Origin of the sequence: Streptococcus australis ATCC 700641, assembly GCF_000186465.1 — a bacterium.
Taxonomy (GTDB): Bacteria; Bacillota; Bacilli; order Lactobacillales; family Streptococcaceae; genus Streptococcus; species Streptococcus australis.
This window is the reverse complement of the sequence record NZ_GL636091.1, coordinates 1,291,855-1,314,743: the sequence shown is the minus strand read 5'-3', so window position 1 is coordinate 1,314,743 and position 22,889 is coordinate 1,291,855. Positions and strand designations below refer to the sequence as shown.

The following is a 22,889-nucleotide window of genomic DNA, read 5'->3' as shown; positions in this document are numbered from 1 at the left end:
TTCACCACACTAACAAATGTATACGAATTAGAACTAATGTCCTAACATCAACTTATAAAAGTAGGCTTTTAACCCTATCAATAATGTGGCTTTTCAACCACGCTTCGGCATTCAACCCTGCCTGTCCGTAGGCATTTTTTACTCGGGTTTATATTTGCTAGAAAACATCATCTCATTTTCTAAGCTTCATCAATATATCATGTTTTCAGAGACTTGTAAAGTATTTTCAGAACTTTTTTAAAACAATTTAATATTTAGTTCGTGTAATTTATTCAACCCAGAAATAGAAATCGTTTTAAATTTAAATCAAAAACAAAAAAAGGAACTAAATAAATTAATTCCTTTAGATAGGAATAAGCAAATTCAACTATTCAAAATCGTATTTACTCATCACGCGCTACTTTGGCAGCTAGTTTAAAATCAGTCATCAAATAATTTTCATCTAGACGGATAAGACTATAATACTCATTCCAAAATAGAGAGTCACTGTTACTTGACCACTGTAATCCATACCATAATTGAGTGACATCACTTGTATTTGATGGTGGGATTGACCATAGATGCTTTTTGAAAGTTTCTTGAACACGTGGAACATCAAGTCGACTAGTCAAGTCGAGTTCATCCAATTTCAAAGTGATAGAATGTTTCTTAGCTTCTTCAATGCTATCCTTATTAAATCGAACCTGAATAACCTTAGAATCTTCTAGAACCACGTTCTTATCTTCTGCCCCGTAAAAGGAAATACTCCCAAGAACTATGCCATCTTTTGCAAAGAGATAGGGAGCGTAGGGAACAGCATTGCTATCAAGTCTGAAGCCTTTTTCGATAGTGACTGATTTATCTCCTGAATACTTTTTGAAACTGCCGTCTGTCAGGAGTTCTTCGTAGTCGCTACCACCATCACCTTGTCTTACATAGATATCAAATCCAGCTTCCATCAGATCACTTGCTTTGGTTTCTGCTAACGTGATTTTACTTTCATTAATTTGCAAAATTGGTGCTTGAGGTGGCAAACCAATCGTGAGATTAAACATGATTCCTACTAGAAAGACCATCAAGGTTATAAGGAGGGCAAGTAATGACTTTCCAGTCCTTTTTCTTGCATTGAAAAGGGCCATTAGAGCAGGTAGGAGGATCATTTTGGCTAAAATAGAATTCCCCACACCGCCTCTATTTAAGGTCTGAAAAGCAAAGATCCCTGCGATTGCAATCAGGGACAGGTAGACAAAAATCTCGCCTAGACCCAGTTTTTCTGTTCGAGTTTGTTGGTTTACAGGGGATTCGTACAATGACTGTCCATTCTCTTTCCTCTTTTTTAGAAAGAGATAAAAGCCCAGACCGAGTAGCAGATTAAAAATTGCAAAAGCAATTAAAGTACCTATAATCACCGTTCTACCCATGGCTCTCTACTCCTTTATGTTCTCTCTCAAATCTTATCTTTCTCTTTAATGTCCAATTCCCAACTAATAAAACCAGCAAGAAGAAGGGGCCACCTTCTATCAGTACAATCGGTAAAGCCAGTAGAGCAATCATCAAAAAACTAGCTTGCTTTTGACGCCAACTACCGCCCCATTCTCCGTTTATCAGTTCACCTAAATAATCGATGTAGTCAGTAAACCAAGTCAATAAGGGATTTTGAAAATCATTGAGCCTTAGGTAAATGAACATAGCAGAATATAGCAAAACATAAAGAATTCCAAGGACTAGAATAATCTTTTGACTAGTTCGAGTAGCCTCTAGAACGATTTTTTCTCTCTTCTCTGGTTTTATGTTCTTGAGACTTGGATTCTTACAAGAGAGTTTTTCAAATCTATAGACCAGAAATCGGTAGAGATAATACTTTTTTATATCACGCTTCATAAAACCCCCAATCTAGGAAGGACACTCAATTATAAATCATGGTTTAAACATCTAATTTCAAGGAATTTTCTTCCAAATAAACGGCTTTTGACTCAGTGATTTTGATTTTTTGATCTTCTGAAAAGCCAATGGTTTCACCGTCCTTTAAGGTGACATCACTGCCTAAAACATACTGAAGAATAGACAAGAGGAAATAATATAAGTCATCGCTATTCATAGGAGACTCGATAATTTCAATCTCAGTTTTTCCAAACTCTTTCAAACCATAAGTGTAAATACTAGTTTTATCTCCCTGGTTGATAATTCCCATATAAATCCAGAGTTGAAGAGGAAGCATTTCTTCTTTCAAAAGGTCAGCTAGGTCTAGATAAAGATCTTTGGGCAAGAGCAAGGTGGTAGAACCCTGATAAATACCAATAGCTGATTGACTAGTTTTTAGAATAGAGGCATTGACTTTAGTTAATAAGGAATAAGTTTCTACTGGCGAAAGATTATCAGACAAAATAGTAACAATGGCGTGTTGTGTGTGCTCCTGTGTTTCCTTCTCAACATCCTGCCAGAGGTAAGAATAGGCATACAATTCTTCAAATTCTTGACTTGGGATAGGTAAATCCATTAAAGTCAGCGCAACGAGAGCACCATCAATCACAAAAGTTGCACTAGAATCATCCCCAGAAACTTCAGAAATTTCAAGCCCCCAGTGAGTTTTCAATTCCTGAACGACCTGATCTAAAGAATAGGCCTGCTTGCCTTTGAAGAGGGTCATGGACAAGATTAGTTGTTTTTTCTTTTCTGACTTTTCTTTCTTACTAGTAAATAGATTTTTTAAAAAATTCATAGGACTTCTCCTTTTTTCATATTAGTTGGGAAGCAAAGCTATCTTGGTCAAAGTGAGTCGAGATGCCAAGTTTCCTCATCCTCAAAACCGTAGAATTTCTCATCAAGTAGCCAATTTTCATCCACCAATCTAAGTACAAACTGATGCTTCATTTCTAAAGCTTCTTGATAATGGGTGATGACTCTTGCTTCTTCAGCTTTTGTCATGATAAAATCTACAGAAAAATCATTCCTTTGAACATAGTTATACTCACTTGGGGAGCCATAAGAATTTCGAACTCCTCCTTCCAAGCATTTTTGAGTCACTCGTCCAGTTATAAGTTGAATTTGTCTATGAAAATAGTCATCCATAAGATCATTCCACAAAGGGTGAAGCTGATTAGATGGGATTCCAAGGGCTTCTTTTTCCTTATCCAGTGCTCTGTTACGCTCAAAAATTTCCTCTTCTAACAAGGTTAAACTTTTGAGTAAATCAAGCAATGGTGTGATAATTATTTCTGCTACAGTTTGATATTTTTCAGGGGTATTTTTATAGTTCACTCTCATAATAAGCCTCTTAATCATCCTGGATTAATTGCTTTACTTCTATGTCTGAAAGTTGTCCATCCATGTAGAGTTTCCTAAGTAAATCTTTATCTACGGTAATTTCATAATAGTCAGTCACAAACTCATGAAATCTCTCAAAGCTATCAAAAAGGTAAGAGAGCAACCATTCTCCGCCATCCTGATCTTGGTAAGTCTGTTGATGCGCGTGACCATCATACCAGATAAAGAAGGTTGTTTCATCTTTTTGGTCTTCTGAATAAAGTGAGACATACTTTTCATCCAGTCCTTTATAAAAACTATCGATGATATCTTGATTCCACTCGTCAGCAGCAAACTGGCTTAAACTACTTTCATGATCAAAGCCTTTTATAAGGATCATTTTATCAGTCAAAATCACATCTAAAGAATCACCAGAGCCATTGTCAATAAGATATCGGAGTCCATAGTCTTCCTCAGTCTTAATCACGAGTCTAAGCCAATCCTCACTCGGATCTGTTAGATACTCATCAATGACCAGCAAGGCATCTAAGAGAGTCTTTATCTTGTCCCAATCAATCTTTCTCATCTCTAAAAACCTCCATCTTATTCTTGCAATTTATCAAGATCACAAGCCCTATAACGAGCTGTTAGATAGCCTGAAAAGCTAATCTGAGGGATATTCCACTCATTAGGTAAATAAATCGAACAATCTACCTGATCACCTAGAGGGGAACATGCTGAGAAGACATATCTTCCCAAATCCTCATTATTAGGATTTCTTTCAACTTGACCCAATCTGCTAGTATTGAACCAGTCTTTAAACAGTAACCAGATTTGCTCGGCATCTTCGTTTAATAGGGAGACTTTCAAGTTGTAGCTAATTCCGACCCTACATCTTTTTTTGAATCCTGACTCATCAGCCTTACAAACTTTTATCGATCCCTTGTCATACTGCCAGTTATCACTATCTAATAGGGGAAATTGAACAGATAGATTGTCTTTAAATCCCTGCATAGTATCAAATAAATCTTTGGAGGCGGCTTCGAATAATTCTAGTTCTTCCATAGTCTTCTCTTTAATTTTCATAGCTAATCACATTTCGATTTAATCTGCATCGACCCAGATCTGGTATTTTTGACAATGGAGACATCTAAACAAATAACCACAGATAGGCCCGTCTTTGACCAAGTAGTCTTCTATCTCTTGATATTCTTCACGCGCTTCATAGTCTGCCAAGACTTGCTCAGCGATTCCCATATCCTTCAATTCTCGAGTTCCAACTGTACCCAAGTAAGCACAATAATCTTGGCAACAAGAAAGCCAATATTCTCCCTGCCAACTAGAGTAGCCTGGGGTCTGACAAAAAAGCAGCTGATTCTTTTCTGGATCCAATTCACCTTGCCACTCGGCATCTTGGATAAATTCCGCATCGAATTTCTTAGCTGCTTGACCGTTTGCAATACAAGTTGGGCAGAGATGTACTATCTCTTCAATACTATAGGGTCTAAGAGCATAATAAACATTACTTTCTTTCCCACAAGATGGACAAAGCTTGGCTTCTCCTTCAACAAATGAACCTGTAGCTAAGGGATCTGGATGATAGAGAAAATGTGGCAAGTTTTTTAACAAGTCCTGTCTTTGCTTCTTCTCTTCTTTTCTTAGAGGACGAGGAAGGGCAAAACGATCGCCATGACTCTGACTCATTTCTTGTAAACGGCTCAGTTTCTTTAATTGTTTTCGGTCTGGTTTATCTAAGATTTCGGTAAATAAGCTATAGGCACTAGTGTAGAGACCCAATTGGTCATAGAGGTCAACTAAGACTTTTTTAGCTTCTAAATTCTCAGACTTAGCTAATTCATCAGCTAAATCATAGAGTGCCGCAACACTGGAAGAATTTCCATCTTGTTCCATGTATTGATTTTTTAAAGTAATATACTTTTCTAGAAATGGATTCATGGGGCTACCTTTCTAATGGAATATAAAAACCTTAACAAATGGTCACTAAGACATTCCCCTTGTGGTTTAAGATTTCCTTGTAAAAGGCTTTCATTTTGACAAAGCAGGTTAAAATATCATCCTTTATTTCTTCCTCTTCCTCAAGATAATCCCAAATATCAGGATACAAGTCGGCTTTCTTGCATGCTTCCATACTAAAGTCTTTCAAAGCCTTGTCCATATCAAATTCTTCTAAAGCTTAACTGATAGCCGAAATTCTCGATTTTTCAGTATAGGCGATATATTCAGATACATCCTCTAGAGGAGTCACCCCTAAAACAGCTTCTCTCAAGGGATTGTCATCCAAAAATTCTGAACTACTAAATCCTGTCATGACAAAGAGAAGAGCATCCCACATTTTGTCAATATCTATTAAGATATCATGAGTATCAGCGGAATCCTCAGCAAAATCTAACAAGTCATCTTCTTGGTTAGAAAGACATTTTATTTGTTCTAATTCATTGTCTGGTAAATATTGATAATTGGCAATCATTCCCATGATTTTTCTCCTTTGAATCTTGTAGGATAATACTGATGTTTTTAGCTCTATTTTATAGAAAATGCTATAATGGAGCTAAGAAATTGTTTTATTGAATGTTAAATAGAGGGAATAGTCATGTTCACTAGTATTGTTTTAGGGTTTTATGCTCTTTTCTTTCTATCCTTATCCTTTACTATCTATCTCTATATCAGACTCGTAGTTGCGGTCAGACAAGGGAAAGATGTCCCAAAATGGATCTATAAACTTGGCCAAGCTGTTCAAGGAAGAATTCACGTTGACTATGAAGAAACCACTGATGCTAATGCCCTTAAAGAGATTCATTGGTTCTTTCTAATCTATCTAATCGTAAATCTCCTCGTATTGGCTGGCTTCTACTATCATGGTAATAGCTTTCCTCAAGCCATTTATGAATGTTTGAAAAAACAATTTTTTATCGTACTTGTTAGTATGGTTTTAAAAAGTATTGGGAAATTTATCGTATTAGCTATAAGAAAAAACTTTCAAAACAGTCATGCCTATGCATCAACCAAGGCTTTTATAGGAACAGCTTTTTTAACGAGCTATGTTTTTATGTTTTGCATGATGATGAGTGGCCTTCCAGCTCAACCCGTTCCAGTAACCATTCAAGATACCACTGTCATTATCGGGGAGACCAAGGCTTCCGAGCTTTTAGACCAAGGCTATACCTTTGGAGATAAAGGCGCAGAGAGCTCCATCACCAATCCCAAAAATGACCACTTCTACTACGGTCAGCTTCTCGAAGTCAAGCGGGATAATCAGTCCTTTGGCTTTATGAGCCTTACCCCCACAGGTAAAGATACTGATCAGCTCAAAAACTGCATCATCACCTATTACAGATCACCTAAGGATAACAAGCAACTAGAAGAAATTTCCATCAATCATATCAAGCTAGCAAATCTCAAGCTCCAAGATTTTCAAACACGAAAATTAATCGATATCTTTGAAGTCAATCCAGCTGATTATAACGTCTCTGATAAGGATAACAACTTTATCCTAACCATCCAAACAGCAGATTACGACCTCTGGAAAAGATACCGTATTGAATCCAAGTTCAATTCAGATGGTTCGATTGATAGCTATGGAGTCAGAGCCCAACATAGCATGTGGGAATGATTCACCATTTCCCCCTTTATCACATAAGCATTAAACTGGAAAAATATCATCGACGAGTTTGTAGCTTTCGATGAATCGAAGGCCAGAAGAACCTTTATCTCTAGTGATTTCTTCATAAATATCTTCTAAATTATGGGCAGGTGCCAGCATCCAAAGACTAAAAGGTCTAAGTTTCACTTGTCCAATTTTTTCAATATTATCTAATAATTGTCCTAAATCTTTGTGATTGAACCAGCAATCTGTAACCAGAGCAAACTTTGTATTGTCCATCTTACAGGAGATATGACTGGTCAAAAAATCATCGATGGTGGGCTTTTTTGTCTGTAAGAGGCGCGTGCAAGCAAAATGATACTCAAGCTTTCTAGGACTCTGCTCAACAATAGATACAAAGACAAGACCATACTCATCTTGGAACTTAACAACAAGGATATCTCCTTCTTCAAAGTAAGGTTTGCGTTTAGTTTTGGCTTTAGGGACCTTTAGAGGCCTAGGATTTTCAGTTTGCAACTGGATAGCAAGTTTATCCAAGAACTTTTGCCTTTGCTTCAAAGCCTTTGAATCTATTTCCAACCAAAATGGATCAGCCCCTTTTTTGATAAGCTCCAAGGTTTTATCTCTGATATCGTCTGTCAGGTGACCAATCTTCCACAGTGAGTAGGCAAGAGCAGTCCAATAAATCTCTGTAAAAAAGTCTGTTTGACAGTAATCTTTCTCCGCATCGAGGATATCCTTGATAATATTGGCTACATGATCACCATCTCTATAGCGACCAACTACCTCATTGTAAATGTCATACCCTTGATCACTGTCAATGATTTTAACGCCATTAATTGCCATTCTCAACTCCTAATGCTCAATCGACATCTTATTGATAAATCTCAAGCTTATTTAATCTTATGCTTGTTCATTTTCTCTTGGAAAATATCTGTAAGAATTTGTCGCAATTCTTGAGCTTCCTTTTCAGGAAGTTGGCCTTCTTGTTCAGCTACAGCATACAACTCCGGATACTCGAGCGATACTCTCTTAACAGTACGTGTAATAGCATGTTTTCTAACAAAAAATGGAATCCGTTTAATCATATCTTGAGGAATTAATGCGATAATCTTATTTTACAAGATAGGTTTTCCCGATTTCCATTTTCATGATAGATATTTCTCCTTAAGAAGCTAGATAGTGCTAGATGTTTCTCTTTACTGCTCAATCCGTCTACTCAAGCAGTGGCATACACTCACAAAGAACTTTGTGTGACTATTGAATATCTTCCATCGCTTCTTTCACATATTCTTCGACATCTTCAATCTCTACAAACAGCGGGTCTAAGTGGCATAAGAAGTGCCAATCTTCGGTGCCGCGTTTTCTGTAGAGAATCGCTTCGCCGTCTTCACTTCCGAAAAAGCTTCTGTCAACTTCATACCCTTTGTTTTCTAGGAATGCTTTTGCCTTGCGGAAGTTTGCTTCTCGTGCTTCGACATAAGCTTTCACTTCATCGTTATTCACGACATATGCATCTACTTTTGTAGCTCCTTCGATCATTTTATCGTTTTTAACGGATAGATTCGAAATTTCTTTCCAAATAATGTCCACATTTTCCTCAGAATTAAACGAAAATCTAGATAAAGGGACAATATTTCCATTGAAGACAATCTCCATATAATCCGGTAGATTTTTTGGATTAAAATACTCCACATCAAAACTATCTTCTTTTTCTAAAGTATATCCCGGGATTTGCGCTACAAAGGCTCTTCCCTCTTCTAAAGAATCAAACACGACTAAATCTTTTTTATAATCACCTTGATACAATTCCAATATAACCATCGATAACCCTCCTAGCTTGTTGTTTCAAGTATGCTCTCCAAATCACGCTTTTCCACACTCATGTATTCGACTTCTTTTGTTCCTTCATTGTAAAGATAGCATCTAAAAATCAATTGATCTCCTGTCGGAAACAGCGTGTCTATCCCAGAGTAGTCTCCTTGGCATATATCTATTACCATTTCATCAATGATCTCTAATGTCTCTAAATGAAACACGAACCATCTTTCTTCCGTTGTGGAGAATACACCGTAAGAATTGTTAATCTTCCAAACGTTTGATAACCCATCCTGTTCAAATACAGGGAATCGTTGGCTAAATGTTATTTGAAAATCATGATTCGATATCTTATAAAATTCCGTCGTGTAAAAATTTACCAACAACGAACTATCCTCGTGAATCGTAAAAACATACACCAGATTTCGTGGAAATTTATGTCTCACACTTAGTTCATGATTCAAAAATTCAAGGCAAAAGTCCTGTGAGCCGTCCTGTCCCGCTGTTAATGAAACGATGACTCTATTATCAGAGAAACCCTTAAAAGTTACCTCAGAATCAAGAAAGCTATCTTCCAGATTTAAACAAGAACTTTGAAGATTCTTTTCGTCTCTCACTTCAATCCGGATTTCATGGCTACTTTTTCGATAAGCAAACCATATTAAGTTATTTTTCTGAGATTGATGGCAGCCAATGAGTGTACCTTCTTTGGTATTTATATTTTCAAACCCCTTATCGGATTGGTGATGATTGTCAATTAAACAATTTTCATTCACTTTTTTAAAACGGCTAAGTTGAATCACTCGGTTCACCTCCATCTGGTCTCGGAAATTTAACGATTATCGAGCAACAGCCTTTTTTCTATAAATTCATCCAACTTCCTTTTCCCATCGTCTGAGCACCTCTTTCAAAGGCTCATCGAGATAGCTATAGGCCTTGTCTTTAATCCACTCAGGAATTCCATAAGCTGCCTCGGCGATACTTCCTGTGATTGCAGCAAGAGTGTCGCTGTCCCCACCAAGAGAAATCGCATTTCGAATAGCATCTTCAAAATCTGTACTTTCAAGAAAGGCAATGATGGCCTGAGGTACCGTATTCTGGCAAGTTTCATTAAAACGATAAGTAGGACGAATTTCATCTAGTGTTTGAGAAAGATTATATCCATACTCTTGTTCTATGTGTTCCTTGATGAGTCTCTTACACTCTGTAGGATTATCGTTGATCGGTTTTCCATAGTCGCCACTGTAACCTCCAAAGTAATAACGACACATAAAGATAGCATCAGACGTCGCCATAGCTCCTTTGACCCCCTCTGGATGGTTATGAGTCACCTCTGCAGAAAGTCGTGCAACTGCTCTTCTGGACGGCCAGGCTCCCGTTCGTGCACAGAAACTACAATCCATGGTCCAGGCACATGGAGAAACACGCATTGCTGAGCCATTTCCAAAGCTATTATAAGGTTCTCGATCGTCGCCATCAACCCAATTCCCAAATCTTGCACCGTAACCTGCATCGGGATACATTCTACCATATTTCTTCATGGCATTAATAAAGTCATCCTTCTGACCACCGTTCATGATGGCTTCAGCAACAGCACAGGTCATAACCGTATCATCAGTGAAAAAACAATCCTCACGAAATAATAGAAAGTCTTTCGTTTTAATATTGCCCCATTCGTAAACAGAACCTACAATGTCTCCAACTATTGCCCCTAGCATAAGATTTCTCCTTACAGCATATCAGATTTCCAATGGGTCGCTCTTTAAAAATGGTACCACCAACTCAATCCACTCTTGAGGCAGGTAAGTTGATAAATAGCCGTGGTTATAGCCCTTTGCTTCATACAGGATCGTATTGGAATGTAGCTGCTGAAACAATCTAGCTGACTCTTTCACATAGTTCAATTCTTTTTCACCATAGATATACAGAACCTTGGCCTTGCTAGTAGAAATTGTATCCTTGAGCTTGTAACACCCCATATAGGTTTTGAAAATAGTCACTAATGTTTTGATAGGCGTCCTTGGCAGATCCTCCAAATAATATGCTTTTATCTCTTCTGGATAAGCCAGTTTAGGATAGAGTTTGTCCATCATGCTTAACTGGAGTTTGCAAGAGAATTTACTGAACATCAGTTTACCAAACAGAGACACTAGAAAGATGCTGATTTTATCTAGCCTTGGTTGAGGAATACAGAGGCTTCCGTCTATAATAGCCTTCTCAGCTATCTCGCTGTCTAAGGACAAAAGCTCCATAGCAATTTGACCACCAAGCGAAACACCACCAATCGCAAACAACTTCCCGCCACAGTTGGCTTTGATATAGTTTAGGATTTCCAAAGCAGAATCTTCCGTAGAAACATAATCGAGATGATATTCTTCACCGTGACCATTCAAAGTAGGTAAAATAACACGGTATTCTTTTGATAAGATCCGTGCTTGACGAAGATAATTCCACCAAGAACTGCCACCGCCGTGTATTAGTAAAATAGGAGGCAAATTCTTATCACCAAATTCATGGAATTTCATGTTTAAACTCCTTACTGTGAGACTTTAACTCGTAGTGATAAAAATCATCTGTTTTAAAGATAGTTAGATATATTTGAAATTGAGCAAATAATCCTGACATTTCTTCAAATTGATATTTAAGCTCTTTTATTATTCAGTCTTCTTCTTGTTCAAGTACCAACTAGGAATGATTTGATTCAAATCATCATACCATTCTAAAATTTCCCTAGCTTGATGTTGCATTACTGATATTTCTTCAGCTCCGTATGGTATAGCCCATGGCAGAGCACCAACTAGGTTATTTAGAATATAGATAGCGAGAAGCTTCCAAAATAAATCGGGAACCTTATGATCAAAATATCCATCTATCATACCAGACGCAAAAGAGGGAGAGACTTGAGCAGACCATACAATACGATTGAATTCCTCCCAAGGATCTCCAAGGTCAAATCGATCAAAGTCAATGACATAAATTTTACGATCTTCACCAATCATGAAATTTCCGATATGATAATCTCCATGTTGGAAAACCTGAGGTCTGTCTTTTAACCATTCTCGATTTGCATTTAAAAACTCAATAAAAATCTGACCATTTTCGTATTGAACGGGGCATTCTTTATATTTTTTGATTTTGTCATCAATTTTACGATTAAAAAAGGATTCCCAATCTTCACGAACTTCTGTAACAGGAAGAGAATGAATTTTTCGAAGGATTCTTCCTGCTTCTACTCCGTAAGTGTATTGTTGTTCTTTCGAAACAGTTAAAATGGTTTCTCTTGCATCTTTCCCGTCTATCCATTCGTGTAAAGAATGTACTTCGTCATCGCAGAGTTCTATGCTAATTGGCTTACACATCGGAATTCCAAGAGAAGCCACTTTCTCCATCATATCAAATTCAAATTTTTTAGAATCTAACTTCTCCTTATCAGAAACACGCAAGAAATATTTTTGCTGATTTTGATCTGTCACACAATATTTTTTATCATCTGACCAGCCTTTATTTATGGCTATCTTACTACTAAAATTCATCACGCACTCTCCGATTCACTTTCCAACACTTCTTGCAGTTTTCACTAGTAACCCATCCAGTTTGTCTACACTTTAGTTACCTAGATCAAGATTTAGATAATGAAAACTAGTCAATTTTCTCAATAATGTTTCCAAGTTTATCCAATACAAGACATGAATGATCATTTAGTGGAATTATGGGAACATGAACGAGTTCTTCAGCTCTATCCTTATTAGCTTTATCATTCCAGGAATCATAATGGACACTAATTAAAAACTGACTAAAGAGTCCTAATCCATTTTTTATCTTTATATGATGATCTGAATGATCATTAGGTGAAACATAGACTTTTTCTCCTAATAATAGGGCTCCTGCAGAAAATCCCATAACTTTCGCCCCTTTATTCAGCATATGAACGATATAATTTTTGAACTCCTGATTGACATAAGTAGCTAGATACTTTTCCGTATTTCCACCACCGATGATGATGACATCAGCATCTAGATAGCTATCAAAATCAATCTGCTCAGTGTCCAAGAGTAAGTAATCAGTGTTTAGGTTAGAAAAATGGCTTCGGAAAACTTCCGTGTACTTTTTCATATACGGTTCCAAATTTTCTCGATAAACTGTAAAAATGACAATTCTTTCGATCTTCCTTGATGACAAAATTTTATTAACAATCGTATGGTTCTTTATCGGTGGATTTCCACCCATCAAAAAAATTTGTGCTTCCATTTTTTCTTTGTCCTTTCTCAAAAACGAGGCAAAGATGGTACTCCAACTTTTAATCTGTCCATACAAGTTTTACCGATAGCTCTCAGAAACTCTTCGCATCTACCGAATTTCAGAACAAAGGCAGCTCATTCTGATTTCATATCAGCCTCTCGTAATAGCCTATCTTCTATTTGCTTTTACCTATCTTTTTCCTCTGCTAGACACTCTAGTTCCTCGATAGAATGACGATGTCTGTGCTTCTCTTCTGTTAGATAATGCTTGTGGACATGCGAATGCCTTACCGTATGCGTGTGGGTACTTCCGCCATGGCTATGCGTGAATGTATGCTGGTGTTCATGGTCATGTTGGCGAATAAACGTATCGACTACCACTAAAGCAGAACCAATGACCATCACGATCAAGGCGATCACATACATCCAGGATAAGGATTCACTTAAAAATACAAAAGCAAGGAGAGCCCCGATCAAGGGATTGACAGCATAATAGGCACTAGTTTTAGCTGCTCCGAGAACATTCTGGGCTCTCACATACATGAAAATGCTGAGTCCGTAAGCCACAAAACCTAAAGCCAAGGCAATGGCGATATAGCCAAATCCTGGAAAGGACTCTTTTTTTATAAGGGAAATGACCAGAGCGCCAAGACCTGAGCATAGGCCTTTTAGCATCACAATTTGATAGGTGCTCTTTGATGATAGTTCTCTAGTGCAGTTATTTTCAAGTCCCCAGCAAACGGTAGCCATGATCACCAGCAAAGAACCATAAGAGAAATGAAAGCTGTCTGTTCCTTCAAACGACAGCAAGATGCTTGACAGGGTGATTAGCCCAATAGCTACCCATAATCTTTTGGTTACAGCTTCTTTGAAGAGAATCAAGGCAATGACTGTCGTCGCCACAATTTCAAAATTCCCGAGAAGCGATGCATTGGCAGAGGAACCATAGCTGATTCCAAGCATCAGAAAAATCGGTGCAGCAATATCGAGAACAATCATTCCGACAATATAGGGAAGTTCGGCTTTTGTCAGGCTCTCAGCTTTCTCCCTGTCCTTCTTATTAAAGAGTGACATCATCCCAATACCAATCCCAGCACCAAGATACAACAATGCTGCCATTGTAGTCGGGCCCACATGCTGCAAAAGAACCTTTGATATCGGTACATTTATGGCATAAAAAACAGCTGCCAGAAAGGCAAACATAATTGCTTTGAGCTTATTTTTCTCCATCAATTTTACTCCTCTATTTCATTATTTCTGGTCATGACCTCTATATCACAGCCTAGATCCAAACCAAAGTATCACTCCATCCAAACAGGAATTCGCCTAGAACTCAAAAGGTTTGGGGAGTTCAAATCTCCAGTGGAGCTTTGAAGCATCTCGCCTTGAAATGTCAAAGCGAGAGGTTTAGCTACGTTTTACCAACAAGCTCATACACTCGACATGCGCAGTCACCGAGAACATATTCACATGCTTTTTAACGATCGCATAAGGTTATCGTTAAATGGTATTACCTAGATAAACTGAGATTTTATTATTTCTTTTTCTTTGGTTTTGGTGCAGGTAACTCATCATACATTGAATTAAATAAGCCGGTTAAATATTCTTTGTTGTCAACATCATCTACCAATAGCATTTCCTTTGCACCTTCATACGGCAATTCGTATTCTACATTCGGCATATACGCAATTGCAGATTTGACAGGCTTCACTAAAAATCTATCATCATAAATTCCACCTATGATTTTCCCTCGATAATAAATTATATACTCACCCATCATTGCTCTATATGATATTTCTTCTAACTCGGACAATTGTTCTAAAATGAAATCTAAATATTCTTTACTTGAAGCCATTTTTGCTATCTCCCTTAATTACTAAAATTTCAATAGTCCATTTTCATCAAATTGAAAATTGGGTCCCCAAGAAACTTCCCAATAATATCCATCTAAATCCGAAAAATATGCGTGATATCCACCCCAGAAAAGTCCCAGTGGCTCTTTTACAATTTTTCCACCTGCTTTTCATTACTAATTCTAGTACTCGCCAATATAGTATAAATTAAATAACCAATAAAAATGATAATAAAAATAACATAGTAGCCAGTCTTACAACTTACTACTTTTCATATGATAATTTACAAATGTCTTTCCAGCCACTCGATCTTTTTAAAATCCTTATTGTTATTGTGATCATTTCGATAGGAGTCTTGAGAAGAAGCTTTGTAAATACTTAGATACTGCCCCAGACTTGGAAGACGAAAAGTGATGCCTTCAATGTGAATAAGCTCTATATCCGATTCCGAAACTCCTGCAAAATCAGGTAAGGAATCGATACTTCCAAATTCAACACTCACTCGATCCTTTTTGAATTCATGCTCATGAATATCTATTAAGACGTAGCCTAAGTCTTTCATCACTTTCATTATCTTGTCCCAGTCATAAATTCTGAGATAATCAGGTGCTTCCCAACCTCTAGGGTCACCAGGCACATGAATGTCAATGTCAGACGGCCCCCAATTTTCTTTCGTTCTAAATTCCAATCCCAAAGACCCCATCAGTGTCGGTGTAATTCCGGCTCGATTTAAATGGAAACAAATGGTTTTAAATTCTTCAAATAAGAGACTCATGTTCACTCTAAACCTTTCATCTAAATGTTCGTTATTTCTACTTTATTACCTTGAACAAAATCATCTTCATTTTCTAGAGTATATCCAGTTATTTTGGATACAAATTCTTTTCCTTCTTTTAAGGACCCAAATGCGACTAGATCTTTATAATAAGGATTTTGATATAATTCCAACATATACATCTCTAGTCCTTCTGATTTTTGAACAATTATCCACATTTCACTAACAAACTTACACACTCAGCGGTTCGCTGTTGCCGTATCGTTTCGTCGTAAACTCCTTACTCTTCGACAGCTATCCCATGGGCAGAACATCTGCTTCTACTTCGCTGATGCCTCAGCTCGTACAAGCAGTGATACTGCCTCAACATGTGGTGCTGTAAACTTCTATAATATATAATGAAAATGATAGAGTATTTTATAAAATTATACTATAAACCGAAAGAGAATTACACACTCAACTCAAACAACTTATAAAACTCACCTCTCCTATCAATCAAATCACTAAAAGAACCATCTTCAACAATAACGCCATCTTTCATAAAGAGAATTCTATCGTATTTTTTCAAAATGTTCTTATTCAACTTGTGAGTTACTACAAGTGCAGTCAAATTTTGAATATCCAAGATTGAACTTTCAATTTCAGTAGTTACTTGATTATCCAAAGATGAGGTTGCCTCGTCCAATAATAAGATTGGTGTTTTTCGAATCAAGGCACGCGCAATACTAAGTCTTTGTTTTTGTCCGCCAGATAGATTTGAGCCATTCTCTCCACATAAAGTTTGTAGACCAGATTCATTTTCTAAAACATAACTTTCTAAACCTGACTGCTGTACAGCTTGTTTTATTTCCTCATCAGTGAAGGATTGATTAAGTGTAATATTTGCTCTTAAAGTATCATCAAAGATATAAACGTCTTGCTGAACAATAGTCATTAAGTTATAAAGACTCTCTGCTGAAATAGCTTGTATATCTTGATTATCAATTGAAATATGTCCACTTGTTACATCGTAAAAACGCAGTAATAGATTGAGCAAAGTTGATTTCCCACTCCCTGACATTCCTACAATTGCAATTTTTTCTCCTTTTTTAATCTTCAAAGATAAATGATTAAAAATTTTTTCTTCAGCATTAGGGTAAGAAAAGTCTATATTTGAAAAAGAAATAACATCATCGAAATATTCTTTCGTTTCACCAGTCTGAAGTTCGGTTACATCTTTTACCTCAAATGCATCTAGTGTTGCCTGACCTTCACGGAATTTACTCATTCCCATACCAACTTCATTTAGTGGCATTACTACAAAATTGACCAGTTGAACAATAGCTGTTACACTTCCAATTGTGGTATAGCCATTAAAAACAAGATACATTCCTCCACCAAAGGCTACTAAAAAACAATCATCCCCGAAAGCTGCGAAATAACATTAGCTAAAACATCAAATTTCCCTTTTATAAAATTTATTTCATCAAATTTTTCACTTTCATGACTATAATCCTCACAGATAGCCTCTTTCACATTAAAACTTTTGATAACAAGAAATCCTGCTAAAATATCTTTAACCTTAGCTAAATACTTCTGATCTGCAATCATAGCACTATTTTGTAGAGAGGCTGATTTTTGTCCAATAAATCCTGAAATCATCATTGGAATAATGCTAGCAATGATTACTAATAAGGTCAAAAACCAATTACCTATAAACATAGCTAGGAGTGAAAAAATCATTAAGGAAAGGTTTTTTGAAATATTAAAATACTGGTGTAGATAATCTTGCTCAATTTTCTTCATATTTTCAGTTAATACAGAAATAAATTTCCCTGATTTTTCTTTAGAAAAGTTTCTATAATCGCTATCTAAAATAGATTGGAACACCTTGTTTTTGTATGTTGACATGATTTGCCTAACAAGTTTATTTCTCAATCGAAGAGATATAAAGTTGAGTCCTGCATAGATGAAAATAACACTAGCTCCTACTAGTACCGCTTGAGTTAAGGCATCTTCATTATGGGACATACCACTATCAATAATCCCTTTAATAGAATAAGCAAAAGCAATATTAGTTAAAGGGACCAGTATATTAAATATCATGAAAGCATAGAAAGCCTTCTGATGGTTCTTTATCAATTGTTTCATCCTTAATCTACCTCATAATTCTTAATTTCATTTAGAAAATGAGACATAAAATATTCTTCTAAGTTAATATTCTCTCTCCTAATCTCTTTCATAGAGACCTGTTCTACCATTTCTCCATTTTTGATAAAACCAATTTTATCTGCTATCTGTGAAATTTCCGATAATATATGACTCGATATTAGTATTGTAATTCCATGCTCCTTAGAAAGCGACAACAAAAGATTTCGAATTTCTTGAATTCCTATTGGATCTAAACCATTGATTGGCTCATCTAAAATTAACAATTTAGGTTTTGTTAGAAAGGCACGAGCTAAACCAAGCCTTTGCCTCATTCCTAATGAAAAATCTTTTACTTTTTTAGTCGTATTTTTTAATCCGACCATTCTTAAGGCTCTTATCATATCTGATTCAATAATATTTTTCCCCATATACTGAGCGTGAATTTCCAAAATTTCTTTTGCAGTGCAATTATCATAAAAAATTGGTGATTCAATAATACTTCCAATCTGACTTAGGATTTCTTCTCTGTGTTCTTGTAGATTTTTCCCAAAAATTTCAATACTACCTGATGTAATTGTTGATAAGGATAACATACATTTCATTAACGTTGTTTTCCCTGCACCATTCGGTCCTAAAAAACCATAGATTTCTCCTTCAGCAATTTGAAGGTTGATACCACTTAAAATTTCTTCTTTATCAATAGTTTTAAAAACTTCTTTTATTTCAACAATATTTCTCATTTCTATCTCTCTTTCTATATCCAGCTTTAAATGCAAGATTTTTTTCCCGGAGCATAAATACTAACTTATACAGTCTCTTTTTTTACAGAAATCATCAAGGAATTATAACTTGACTTCGTTTAAACTCAACTATGCTACTTGATATTAATATCTTTTCTTGAAATAGTATAAATTGAAAATGAAACAATCGTTAAACTTATGAAACTAGCAAATATTAAGAAGAATAAGTTATCAGCAATATTATTAGATAAACTTCCTGGACTTACATTTGAAAGTAATGCTGCTAAACCAAGCCCTGTAAGCATTGTTATAGCTGTTGAATGCTTAATCACACCTAAAACAAATGGTAGTAACCCTATTAGTACTGTTGCAAACGTTATTCCAGCTAAGTTAATTAATTGACTAGCTATAGGGATATAACTAGATTCAGTTACAACAGCCATGAATCTAATGAATAATTGAATCACTAAATGTGCAGAAAAATGTGCAATAAATGCTATTAGAATGACTGAAAGAATTTTTCCCCATAGTAACTTTATTTTAGAAATAGGATAAGAAAACAACTGAAAAATTGTTCTTCGTTTAAATTCATCAATAATAATCATAGACAATAAATAAGATTCGAAAATCAAAAATGCTGCTTTTGTAAATAAAGATGAAAACAATGAAGCTACAATTGCCCAACCTTCCCATTTACCAGTAACTCTAATAACATTAGAATCCTGTCCAGTGAATTCTCCTAGTTTATTGTCAGTACCTAAACCCATAATAATGATTGCTGTAATACCTAACACTATAAATATAGTACACAACCAGGCTAAAAATAATTTAGATTTAGAAACTTTATTTAATTCAATTTTAATAAGCGACAACATAGATTCTTTCCTCCAAAGCGTAAATAAAGAATAAACTATTCAGACTAATCTCGACAAATATTTAAAAATAAACTTATTCTTCAGACAATGTCACTATACATACTATCGGTATGTATATACTAAAAACAAACATACCTACGGTATGTATAATAGATTTTTAATAACACACTTAAAGTATGTTATTTTTTAATTATAAATTATGTAAGATAATTTATTCAATTGATAATACATAAATAGAAATGAGTATTAACAAGAATGTCATGCGACGACTTATTTACTATTTTTTTAAGTGTTCGAATAAGTTGAAAATCACCTCCATCATTTCATCAGAAATTAACTGTACCCCTAGACCTTCAAAAGTAAGTTTAATGAAATTCATTTTGCGCTTTAATTCTACTAATGAAAAAACGGAAATTTGAAAACCAATCCAAATATTTAGAGTTAAAACAATTAAATCTGCTAGCTCTTCTGGATATTCTGTTTTAATAGACCCATCTTCAACTCCTTCGTAAACTTTTTCTCTAATTTCGGGTAAAAAATCAGAAAATAGACCTAGATACTGCTCCCCTAACAAACGTGGACTTCTTAGCATGATTGAGGCAGAGTATACGAGCCTTTGGTGTTCAAAATTAGAGAAAGAGTCCATCAAAGAATTTTGTATCTTTTCTAATCCAGTATTTCCTCTCCAATTATAATTTAAAATTTCTTGATTATTTTCGCTAATGATTGTTTGAAGTATATCATATTTAGACTCAAAATGATGATAGATAACACCTTTTGTTAGTCCACCTAAGCCATCTATGATATCTTGTATTGACGTATTATCAAATCCTTTTTCTAAAAATAAATTTTTGGAGACCTCTAGTATTTTTTTTCTAGTTTCATGTGAGTTTCTATTCCTTGCCATTTTAGTCCCTCTCTAACATACCGAAGGTATGTAATTCTATTGTAGTGGAAGTAACTATTAATGTCAAGTTCTTTATTGGAATATGCAAAAAAAGCCTTACAATCAAGGCTTGTCATTATCGCTTCGCTAAAATGTTTTAACGAAAAAGTTACCAGTAGTACCTTTTCTCACTCAGATATTGTTCTTTTTGTTCTCTAGAATTTTCATGATTTCTAATTCCTAGTAATTCGTCTGTTGAAGAAACTATTGGGTCGATCCAGTCAGCTTTGGATCTAATCCAATCAATTTCTTCTTTACTAAGATTGCCTGCTATCTCTAGTTTATCTGCCATCAATCTTAAATCATTTGCAGTTTGAAAATCTTCTAACATATTAAGAAGAGACATTGTCCGATTCTTCTCATCTTCGATTTTATTTTGTAATTTTCTTTTTCGCTCTTGTTCTTCTTCGTATAGTCTTTCTCTCTCTTCACGTTCAAGTCGTAAGTTCTTAACTTTATAATACTCTTGGTAAATTAAAACAATTATTTCTGGGATTAATTCCTCAATCGAGATTTCTTTAGTATCTTTAATGTATTTACCATCTATTATCTTAAATCGAAATTTTCCATTTGCTATATAGTCATACTTCTTTATTCTTGGTTTATAAGCATATCCATTAAACTTAATGCTATCATTGTACTCTGCTAGTTCTTTAGCTTCTTCTTTTGTTAATTCATGAATTACTTTATCTGTTGATTCTATAACTTCAAAACGAACAATGTCCTTATCAATTTGAATATCCCAACCTGAAGTTACATTATCACCGATTCTTTCAATAACAGTAACTAGTGTATCTAAAAAGCGATATAAACGTGGAAGAGAATTTAGTGAAATATTTTTTACAAACTTAGGTTCTTTTAAATCATTATATCTGTGCCTAGAATCAAAGTAAGGATAGGAAGCAGCTTTTTCCCTCTTATTCCACTCTGCAATTTTATCCCTTAGATTAGCTACAGATTTATGTAATCTCTTATTTGGAGACTGGTTTAGATTCGAAACTGTTTCAATAATACGCTCTATTTTATCGTCCTCTAAGAATGATAATGAACTTCTTATACTAGTTGTATCAAGTTTAACAGTATCTTCTTTTTTATCTTCCGTACTATCTTCTTTATATTTAGCAGCTTTAATTCTACTGTTCTTTAAACTTTTTCTATCAATATGAACCTCATTTATGTTATTTTGTGGTAATGGAACGATAAGTTCACTTAAGTCTTGTCCAGTATTCTTACGATACCAATAACTACCCTTTGGAATTGGGATTTCAAATTCTTTACATTTCTTGAGTAAGTCAGAATAACTTAAATCATATTTCAATGAAACTTGTTTCGCACTTATCTCCCAGATTTCTTCATAGAGTTCTTCTCTAGAAAAGGTCTTTATTATCTTCATTTGAAACACCTTTACCCTTATACTTTACATCACCATTTTTATATTTACCAAGCGAAAACGCAAATTCAAAAACTTCTAATTCTTCACTTCTGCATTTTCGCTTAATATAAAAAGTAAATCTTGTTTTAAACCATTAAATTCCTCTATAATTTTATCTAAACTAGTTTCAATATTCTCAACACGGATTTCTGATAGCTTACCGTGATTGTATGAAATCATTCTTTCAGCGATAATATGATATGACCAACTCTCAGTGAAACGTCTGTCTCTTTCTTCATTATGAATAGCAAAACCAATTGGGAGAAGATTATTTCTAAGACCTATAGCAACTGCCTGTGAACTTATACCTAAATAATCACCTGCTATTTTTAATGTGATTTTATTTAATTTTCTAATATCTTCGTCGGTATATTTCGGCATGTTAGTACTCCTTTGTTATAATTCAAAATGCAGTATCATCTATGTAAAAATATCTTGATAGAATGCTGTATAGTCCTTTTCTTAACTATAAAAATAATATGTGGTACATAGTACTCCGAAGGCTAATAATTTATTCAATTAAAATTTACTATCAATCAAAACTAATCTCCTCGGATTCATAGTTACTATGTTTTCTACGAATTCCAAAAATCTTTTTTGGTAAATTATCTTTTACTATTGTTCTTTACTTTTTCTGTAAGGTGAAACACACCATTTAAAAGTAAATCCATTAATTAGCTCCAGATTTAGATGTAAATAGTTATTTATTATCTAGGTCAAAACCAATCTGCCGAAATCCCATATCAAGAATTTTCATTTGAGGATATAGCATATCAGCAACAATAAAATTCTTTTGGACTGAATCTAATTGTTCTATGTTTTTCTCATAAAAATTTACTAGTTATAAAATAGATTTAATGTTATAGATTCCACTTGCGATCTTTTGAGATCTTATTCCAGTAACAAAATATCTATCATATGCCGAAACATAACCAAGTGTGCCCATTTCGATATATCTATGTGATTACAATTAATTTTAACTATCTAGAAAATCTTTCAAAATTTCAAAAACTTCATTCCGATTCAATAAAATATCATCATTTTGAGGAATAGTTGATATCACAGACTCAAGTTCTATCACAAAACGGTGCATATCTGCTTTCACCGTGTCACTAGAGGTTATATTTGACAGTTTGTCACTCCCTAATAATAAAGCTGTTAATCGAGTAATATCGTTCAAATGTTTTTTAATAGCTTTACTTAAACCTTGAGTACCTGTTGCAGAGCGTTCTCTCATA

The 22,889-nt window shown here is 35.1% G+C and carries 26 protein-coding genes and 4 pseudogenes; 1 reads left to right on the top strand and 29 read right to left on the bottom strand.

Annotated features, from left to right (window positions below):
• Positions 1 to 383: 383 nt before the first annotated feature.
• The 8 genes and pseudogenes from HMPREF9421_RS06025 to HMPREF9421_RS10755 form a co-directional block, all read right to left on the bottom strand.
• Positions 384 to 1,400 (bottom strand): hypothetical protein, encoded by a 1,017-nt coding sequence (locus HMPREF9421_RS06025; protein WP_006596117.1) that lies wholly within the window; start codon positions 1,398 to 1,400, stop codon positions 384 to 386.
• Positions 1,393 to 1,860, bottom strand: coding sequence for a hypothetical protein (locus HMPREF9421_RS06020; protein ID WP_006596116.1), 468 nt, complete (start codon positions 1,858 to 1,860; stop codon positions 1,393 to 1,395). The genes HMPREF9421_RS06025 and HMPREF9421_RS06020 overlap by 8 nt, the downstream gene beginning before the upstream one ends.
• Positions 1,861 to 1,903: 43 nt before the next feature.
• Positions 1,904 to 2,698: a DUF4261 domain-containing protein gene (locus HMPREF9421_RS06015; RefSeq protein WP_006596115.1), complete on the bottom strand. Its 795-nt coding sequence runs from the start codon at positions 2,696 to 2,698 to the stop codon at positions 1,904 to 1,906.
• A 47-nt stretch (positions 2,699 to 2,745) separates the two neighbouring features.
• Entirely contained in the window at positions 2,746 to 3,243 is a 498-nt protein-coding gene (locus HMPREF9421_RS06010; protein ID WP_006597268.1) for a hypothetical protein, read from the bottom strand.
• A 10-nt stretch (positions 3,244 to 3,253) separates the two neighbouring features.
• A complete protein-coding gene (locus HMPREF9421_RS06005) occupies positions 3,254 to 3,808 on the bottom strand; it encodes a hypothetical protein (RefSeq protein ID WP_006596113.1) in 555 nt (184 codons plus the stop codon).
• Positions 3,809 to 3,825: 17 nt separating this feature from the next.
• On the bottom strand, positions 3,826 to 4,308 hold the full coding sequence (locus tag HMPREF9421_RS06000; RefSeq protein WP_006596112.1) for a hypothetical protein: 483 nt from the start codon (positions 4,306 to 4,308) through the stop codon (positions 3,826 to 3,828).
• Between the two features lie 18 nt (positions 4,309 to 4,326).
• Positions 4,327 to 5,178 carry a CbrC family protein gene (locus tag HMPREF9421_RS05995; protein WP_006596111.1) on the bottom strand — a complete coding sequence of 284 codons (852 nt, stop codon included), beginning with the start codon at positions 5,176 to 5,178 and terminating at the stop codon, positions 4,327 to 4,329.
• Between the two features lie 31 nt (positions 5,179 to 5,209).
• Positions 5,210 to 5,716, bottom strand: a pseudogene (locus HMPREF9421_RS10755) (YfbM family protein).
• A gap of 117 nt (positions 5,717 to 5,833) precedes the next feature.
• Here HMPREF9421_RS10755 and HMPREF9421_RS05985 point away from each other — a divergent pair.
• Positions 5,834 to 6,853: a hypothetical protein gene (locus HMPREF9421_RS05985; RefSeq protein WP_006596108.1), complete on the top strand. Its 1,020-nt coding sequence runs from the start codon at positions 5,834 to 5,836 to the stop codon at positions 6,851 to 6,853.
• A gap of 30 nt (positions 6,854 to 6,883) precedes the next feature.
• Here HMPREF9421_RS05985 and HMPREF9421_RS05980 read toward each other — a convergent pair whose 3' ends face one another.
• From HMPREF9421_RS05980 to HMPREF9421_RS11005, 21 genes and pseudogenes are all read right to left on the bottom strand, one after another.
• Positions 6,884 to 7,690 carry a hypothetical protein gene (locus tag HMPREF9421_RS05980; protein WP_006596107.1) on the bottom strand — a complete coding sequence of 269 codons (807 nt, stop codon included), beginning with the start codon at positions 7,688 to 7,690 and terminating at the stop codon, positions 6,884 to 6,886.
• 47 nt (positions 7,691 to 7,737) lie between these two features.
• Positions 7,738 to 7,932, bottom strand: a complete 195-nt coding sequence (locus HMPREF9421_RS05975) for a hypothetical protein (protein WP_006596106.1) — start codon at positions 7,930 to 7,932, stop codon at positions 7,738 to 7,740.
• 169 nt (positions 7,933 to 8,101) lie between these two features.
• Complete coding sequence (locus tag HMPREF9421_RS05970) at positions 8,102 to 8,668, bottom strand: hypothetical protein (protein ID WP_006596105.1); 567 nt, start codon at positions 8,666 to 8,668, stop codon at positions 8,102 to 8,104.
• An 11-nt stretch (positions 8,669 to 8,679) separates the two neighbouring features.
• The gene (locus HMPREF9421_RS05965) at positions 8,680 to 9,465 is read right to left on the bottom strand and encodes a hypothetical protein (protein ID WP_006597266.1); all 786 of its coding nucleotides are present in this window, start codon (positions 9,463 to 9,465) and stop codon (positions 8,680 to 8,682) included.
• A 66-nt stretch (positions 9,466 to 9,531) separates the two neighbouring features.
• Positions 9,532 to 10,380: an ADP-ribosylglycohydrolase family protein gene (locus HMPREF9421_RS05960; RefSeq protein ID WP_006596103.1), complete on the bottom strand. Its 849-nt coding sequence runs from the start codon at positions 10,378 to 10,380 to the stop codon at positions 9,532 to 9,534.
• Between the two features lie 21 nt (positions 10,381 to 10,401).
• Positions 10,402 to 11,187: an alpha/beta hydrolase gene (locus HMPREF9421_RS05955; protein ID WP_006596102.1), complete on the bottom strand. Its 786-nt coding sequence runs from the start codon at positions 11,185 to 11,187 to the stop codon at positions 10,402 to 10,404.
• 129 nt (positions 11,188 to 11,316) lie between these two features.
• Positions 11,317 to 12,195 (bottom strand): aminoglycoside phosphotransferase family protein, encoded by an 879-nt coding sequence (locus HMPREF9421_RS05950; RefSeq protein WP_006596101.1) that lies wholly within the window; start codon positions 12,193 to 12,195, stop codon positions 11,317 to 11,319.
• A 106-nt stretch (positions 12,196 to 12,301) separates the two neighbouring features.
• Positions 12,302 to 12,910 (bottom strand): Type 1 glutamine amidotransferase-like domain-containing protein, encoded by a 609-nt coding sequence (locus tag HMPREF9421_RS05945; protein WP_006597267.1) that lies wholly within the window; start codon positions 12,908 to 12,910, stop codon positions 12,302 to 12,304.
• 176 nt (positions 12,911 to 13,086) lie between these two features.
• Positions 13,087 to 14,130: a DMT family transporter gene (locus HMPREF9421_RS05940; protein ID WP_006596099.1), complete on the bottom strand. Its 1,044-nt coding sequence runs from the start codon at positions 14,128 to 14,130 to the stop codon at positions 13,087 to 13,089.
• A gap of 304 nt (positions 14,131 to 14,434) precedes the next feature.
• Positions 14,435 to 14,755 carry a TfoX/Sxy family protein gene (locus HMPREF9421_RS05935; RefSeq protein ID WP_003003487.1) on the bottom strand — a complete coding sequence of 107 codons (321 nt, stop codon included), beginning with the start codon at positions 14,753 to 14,755 and terminating at the stop codon, positions 14,435 to 14,437.
• Between the two features lie 21 nt (positions 14,756 to 14,776).
• Positions 14,777 to 14,917: pseudogene (locus HMPREF9421_RS10370) on the bottom strand (VOC family protein); the annotation flags it as partial.
• Positions 14,902 to 14,994 (bottom strand): annotated as a pseudogene (locus tag HMPREF9421_RS11160) (CPBP family intramembrane glutamic endopeptidase); the annotation flags it as partial. The pseudogenes HMPREF9421_RS10370 and HMPREF9421_RS11160, both read right to left, overlap by 16 nt.
• 42 nt (positions 14,995 to 15,036) lie before the next feature.
• Positions 15,037 to 15,528, bottom strand: a complete 492-nt coding sequence (locus HMPREF9421_RS05930) for a hypothetical protein (RefSeq protein WP_006596098.1) — start codon at positions 15,526 to 15,528, stop codon at positions 15,037 to 15,039.
• Positions 15,529 to 15,548: 20 nt separating this feature from the next.
• Entirely contained in the window at positions 15,549 to 15,704 is a 156-nt protein-coding gene (locus tag HMPREF9421_RS10970) for a hypothetical protein (RefSeq protein ID WP_006597263.1), read from the bottom strand.
• Positions 15,705 to 15,976: 272 nt separating this feature from the next.
• Positions 15,977 to 17,658: pseudogene (locus tag HMPREF9421_RS05925) on the bottom strand (ABC transporter ATP-binding protein).
• Positions 17,659 to 17,660: 2 nt separating this feature from the next.
• Positions 17,661 to 18,398: an ABC transporter ATP-binding protein gene (locus HMPREF9421_RS05920; protein WP_006597273.1), complete on the bottom strand. Its 738-nt coding sequence runs from the start codon at positions 18,396 to 18,398 to the stop codon at positions 17,661 to 17,663.
• Positions 18,399 to 18,532: 134 nt separating this feature from the next.
• Positions 18,533 to 19,273 carry an ABC transporter permease gene (locus HMPREF9421_RS05915; protein ID WP_006596093.1) on the bottom strand — a complete coding sequence of 247 codons (741 nt, stop codon included), beginning with the start codon at positions 19,271 to 19,273 and terminating at the stop codon, positions 18,533 to 18,535.
• A gap of 277 nt (positions 19,274 to 19,550) precedes the next feature.
• Positions 19,551 to 20,180, bottom strand: a complete 630-nt coding sequence (locus tag HMPREF9421_RS05910; protein ID WP_006596092.1) for a TetR/AcrR family transcriptional regulator — start codon at positions 20,178 to 20,180, stop codon at positions 19,551 to 19,553.
• A gap of 148 nt (positions 20,181 to 20,328) precedes the next feature.
• Positions 20,329 to 21,612: a hypothetical protein gene (locus HMPREF9421_RS05905; protein WP_006596091.1), complete on the bottom strand. Its 1,284-nt coding sequence runs from the start codon at positions 21,610 to 21,612 to the stop codon at positions 20,329 to 20,331.
• A 75-nt stretch (positions 21,613 to 21,687) separates the two neighbouring features.
• Complete coding sequence (locus HMPREF9421_RS05900; RefSeq protein WP_001127479.1) at positions 21,688 to 22,032, bottom strand: hypothetical protein; 345 nt, start codon at positions 22,030 to 22,032, stop codon at positions 21,688 to 21,690.
• Between the two features lie 595 nt (positions 22,033 to 22,627).
• Positions 22,628 to 22,888: a hypothetical protein gene (locus HMPREF9421_RS11005; RefSeq protein ID WP_197708618.1), complete on the bottom strand. Its 261-nt coding sequence runs from the start codon at positions 22,886 to 22,888 to the stop codon at positions 22,628 to 22,630.
• Position 22,889: the final 1 nt, after the last annotated feature.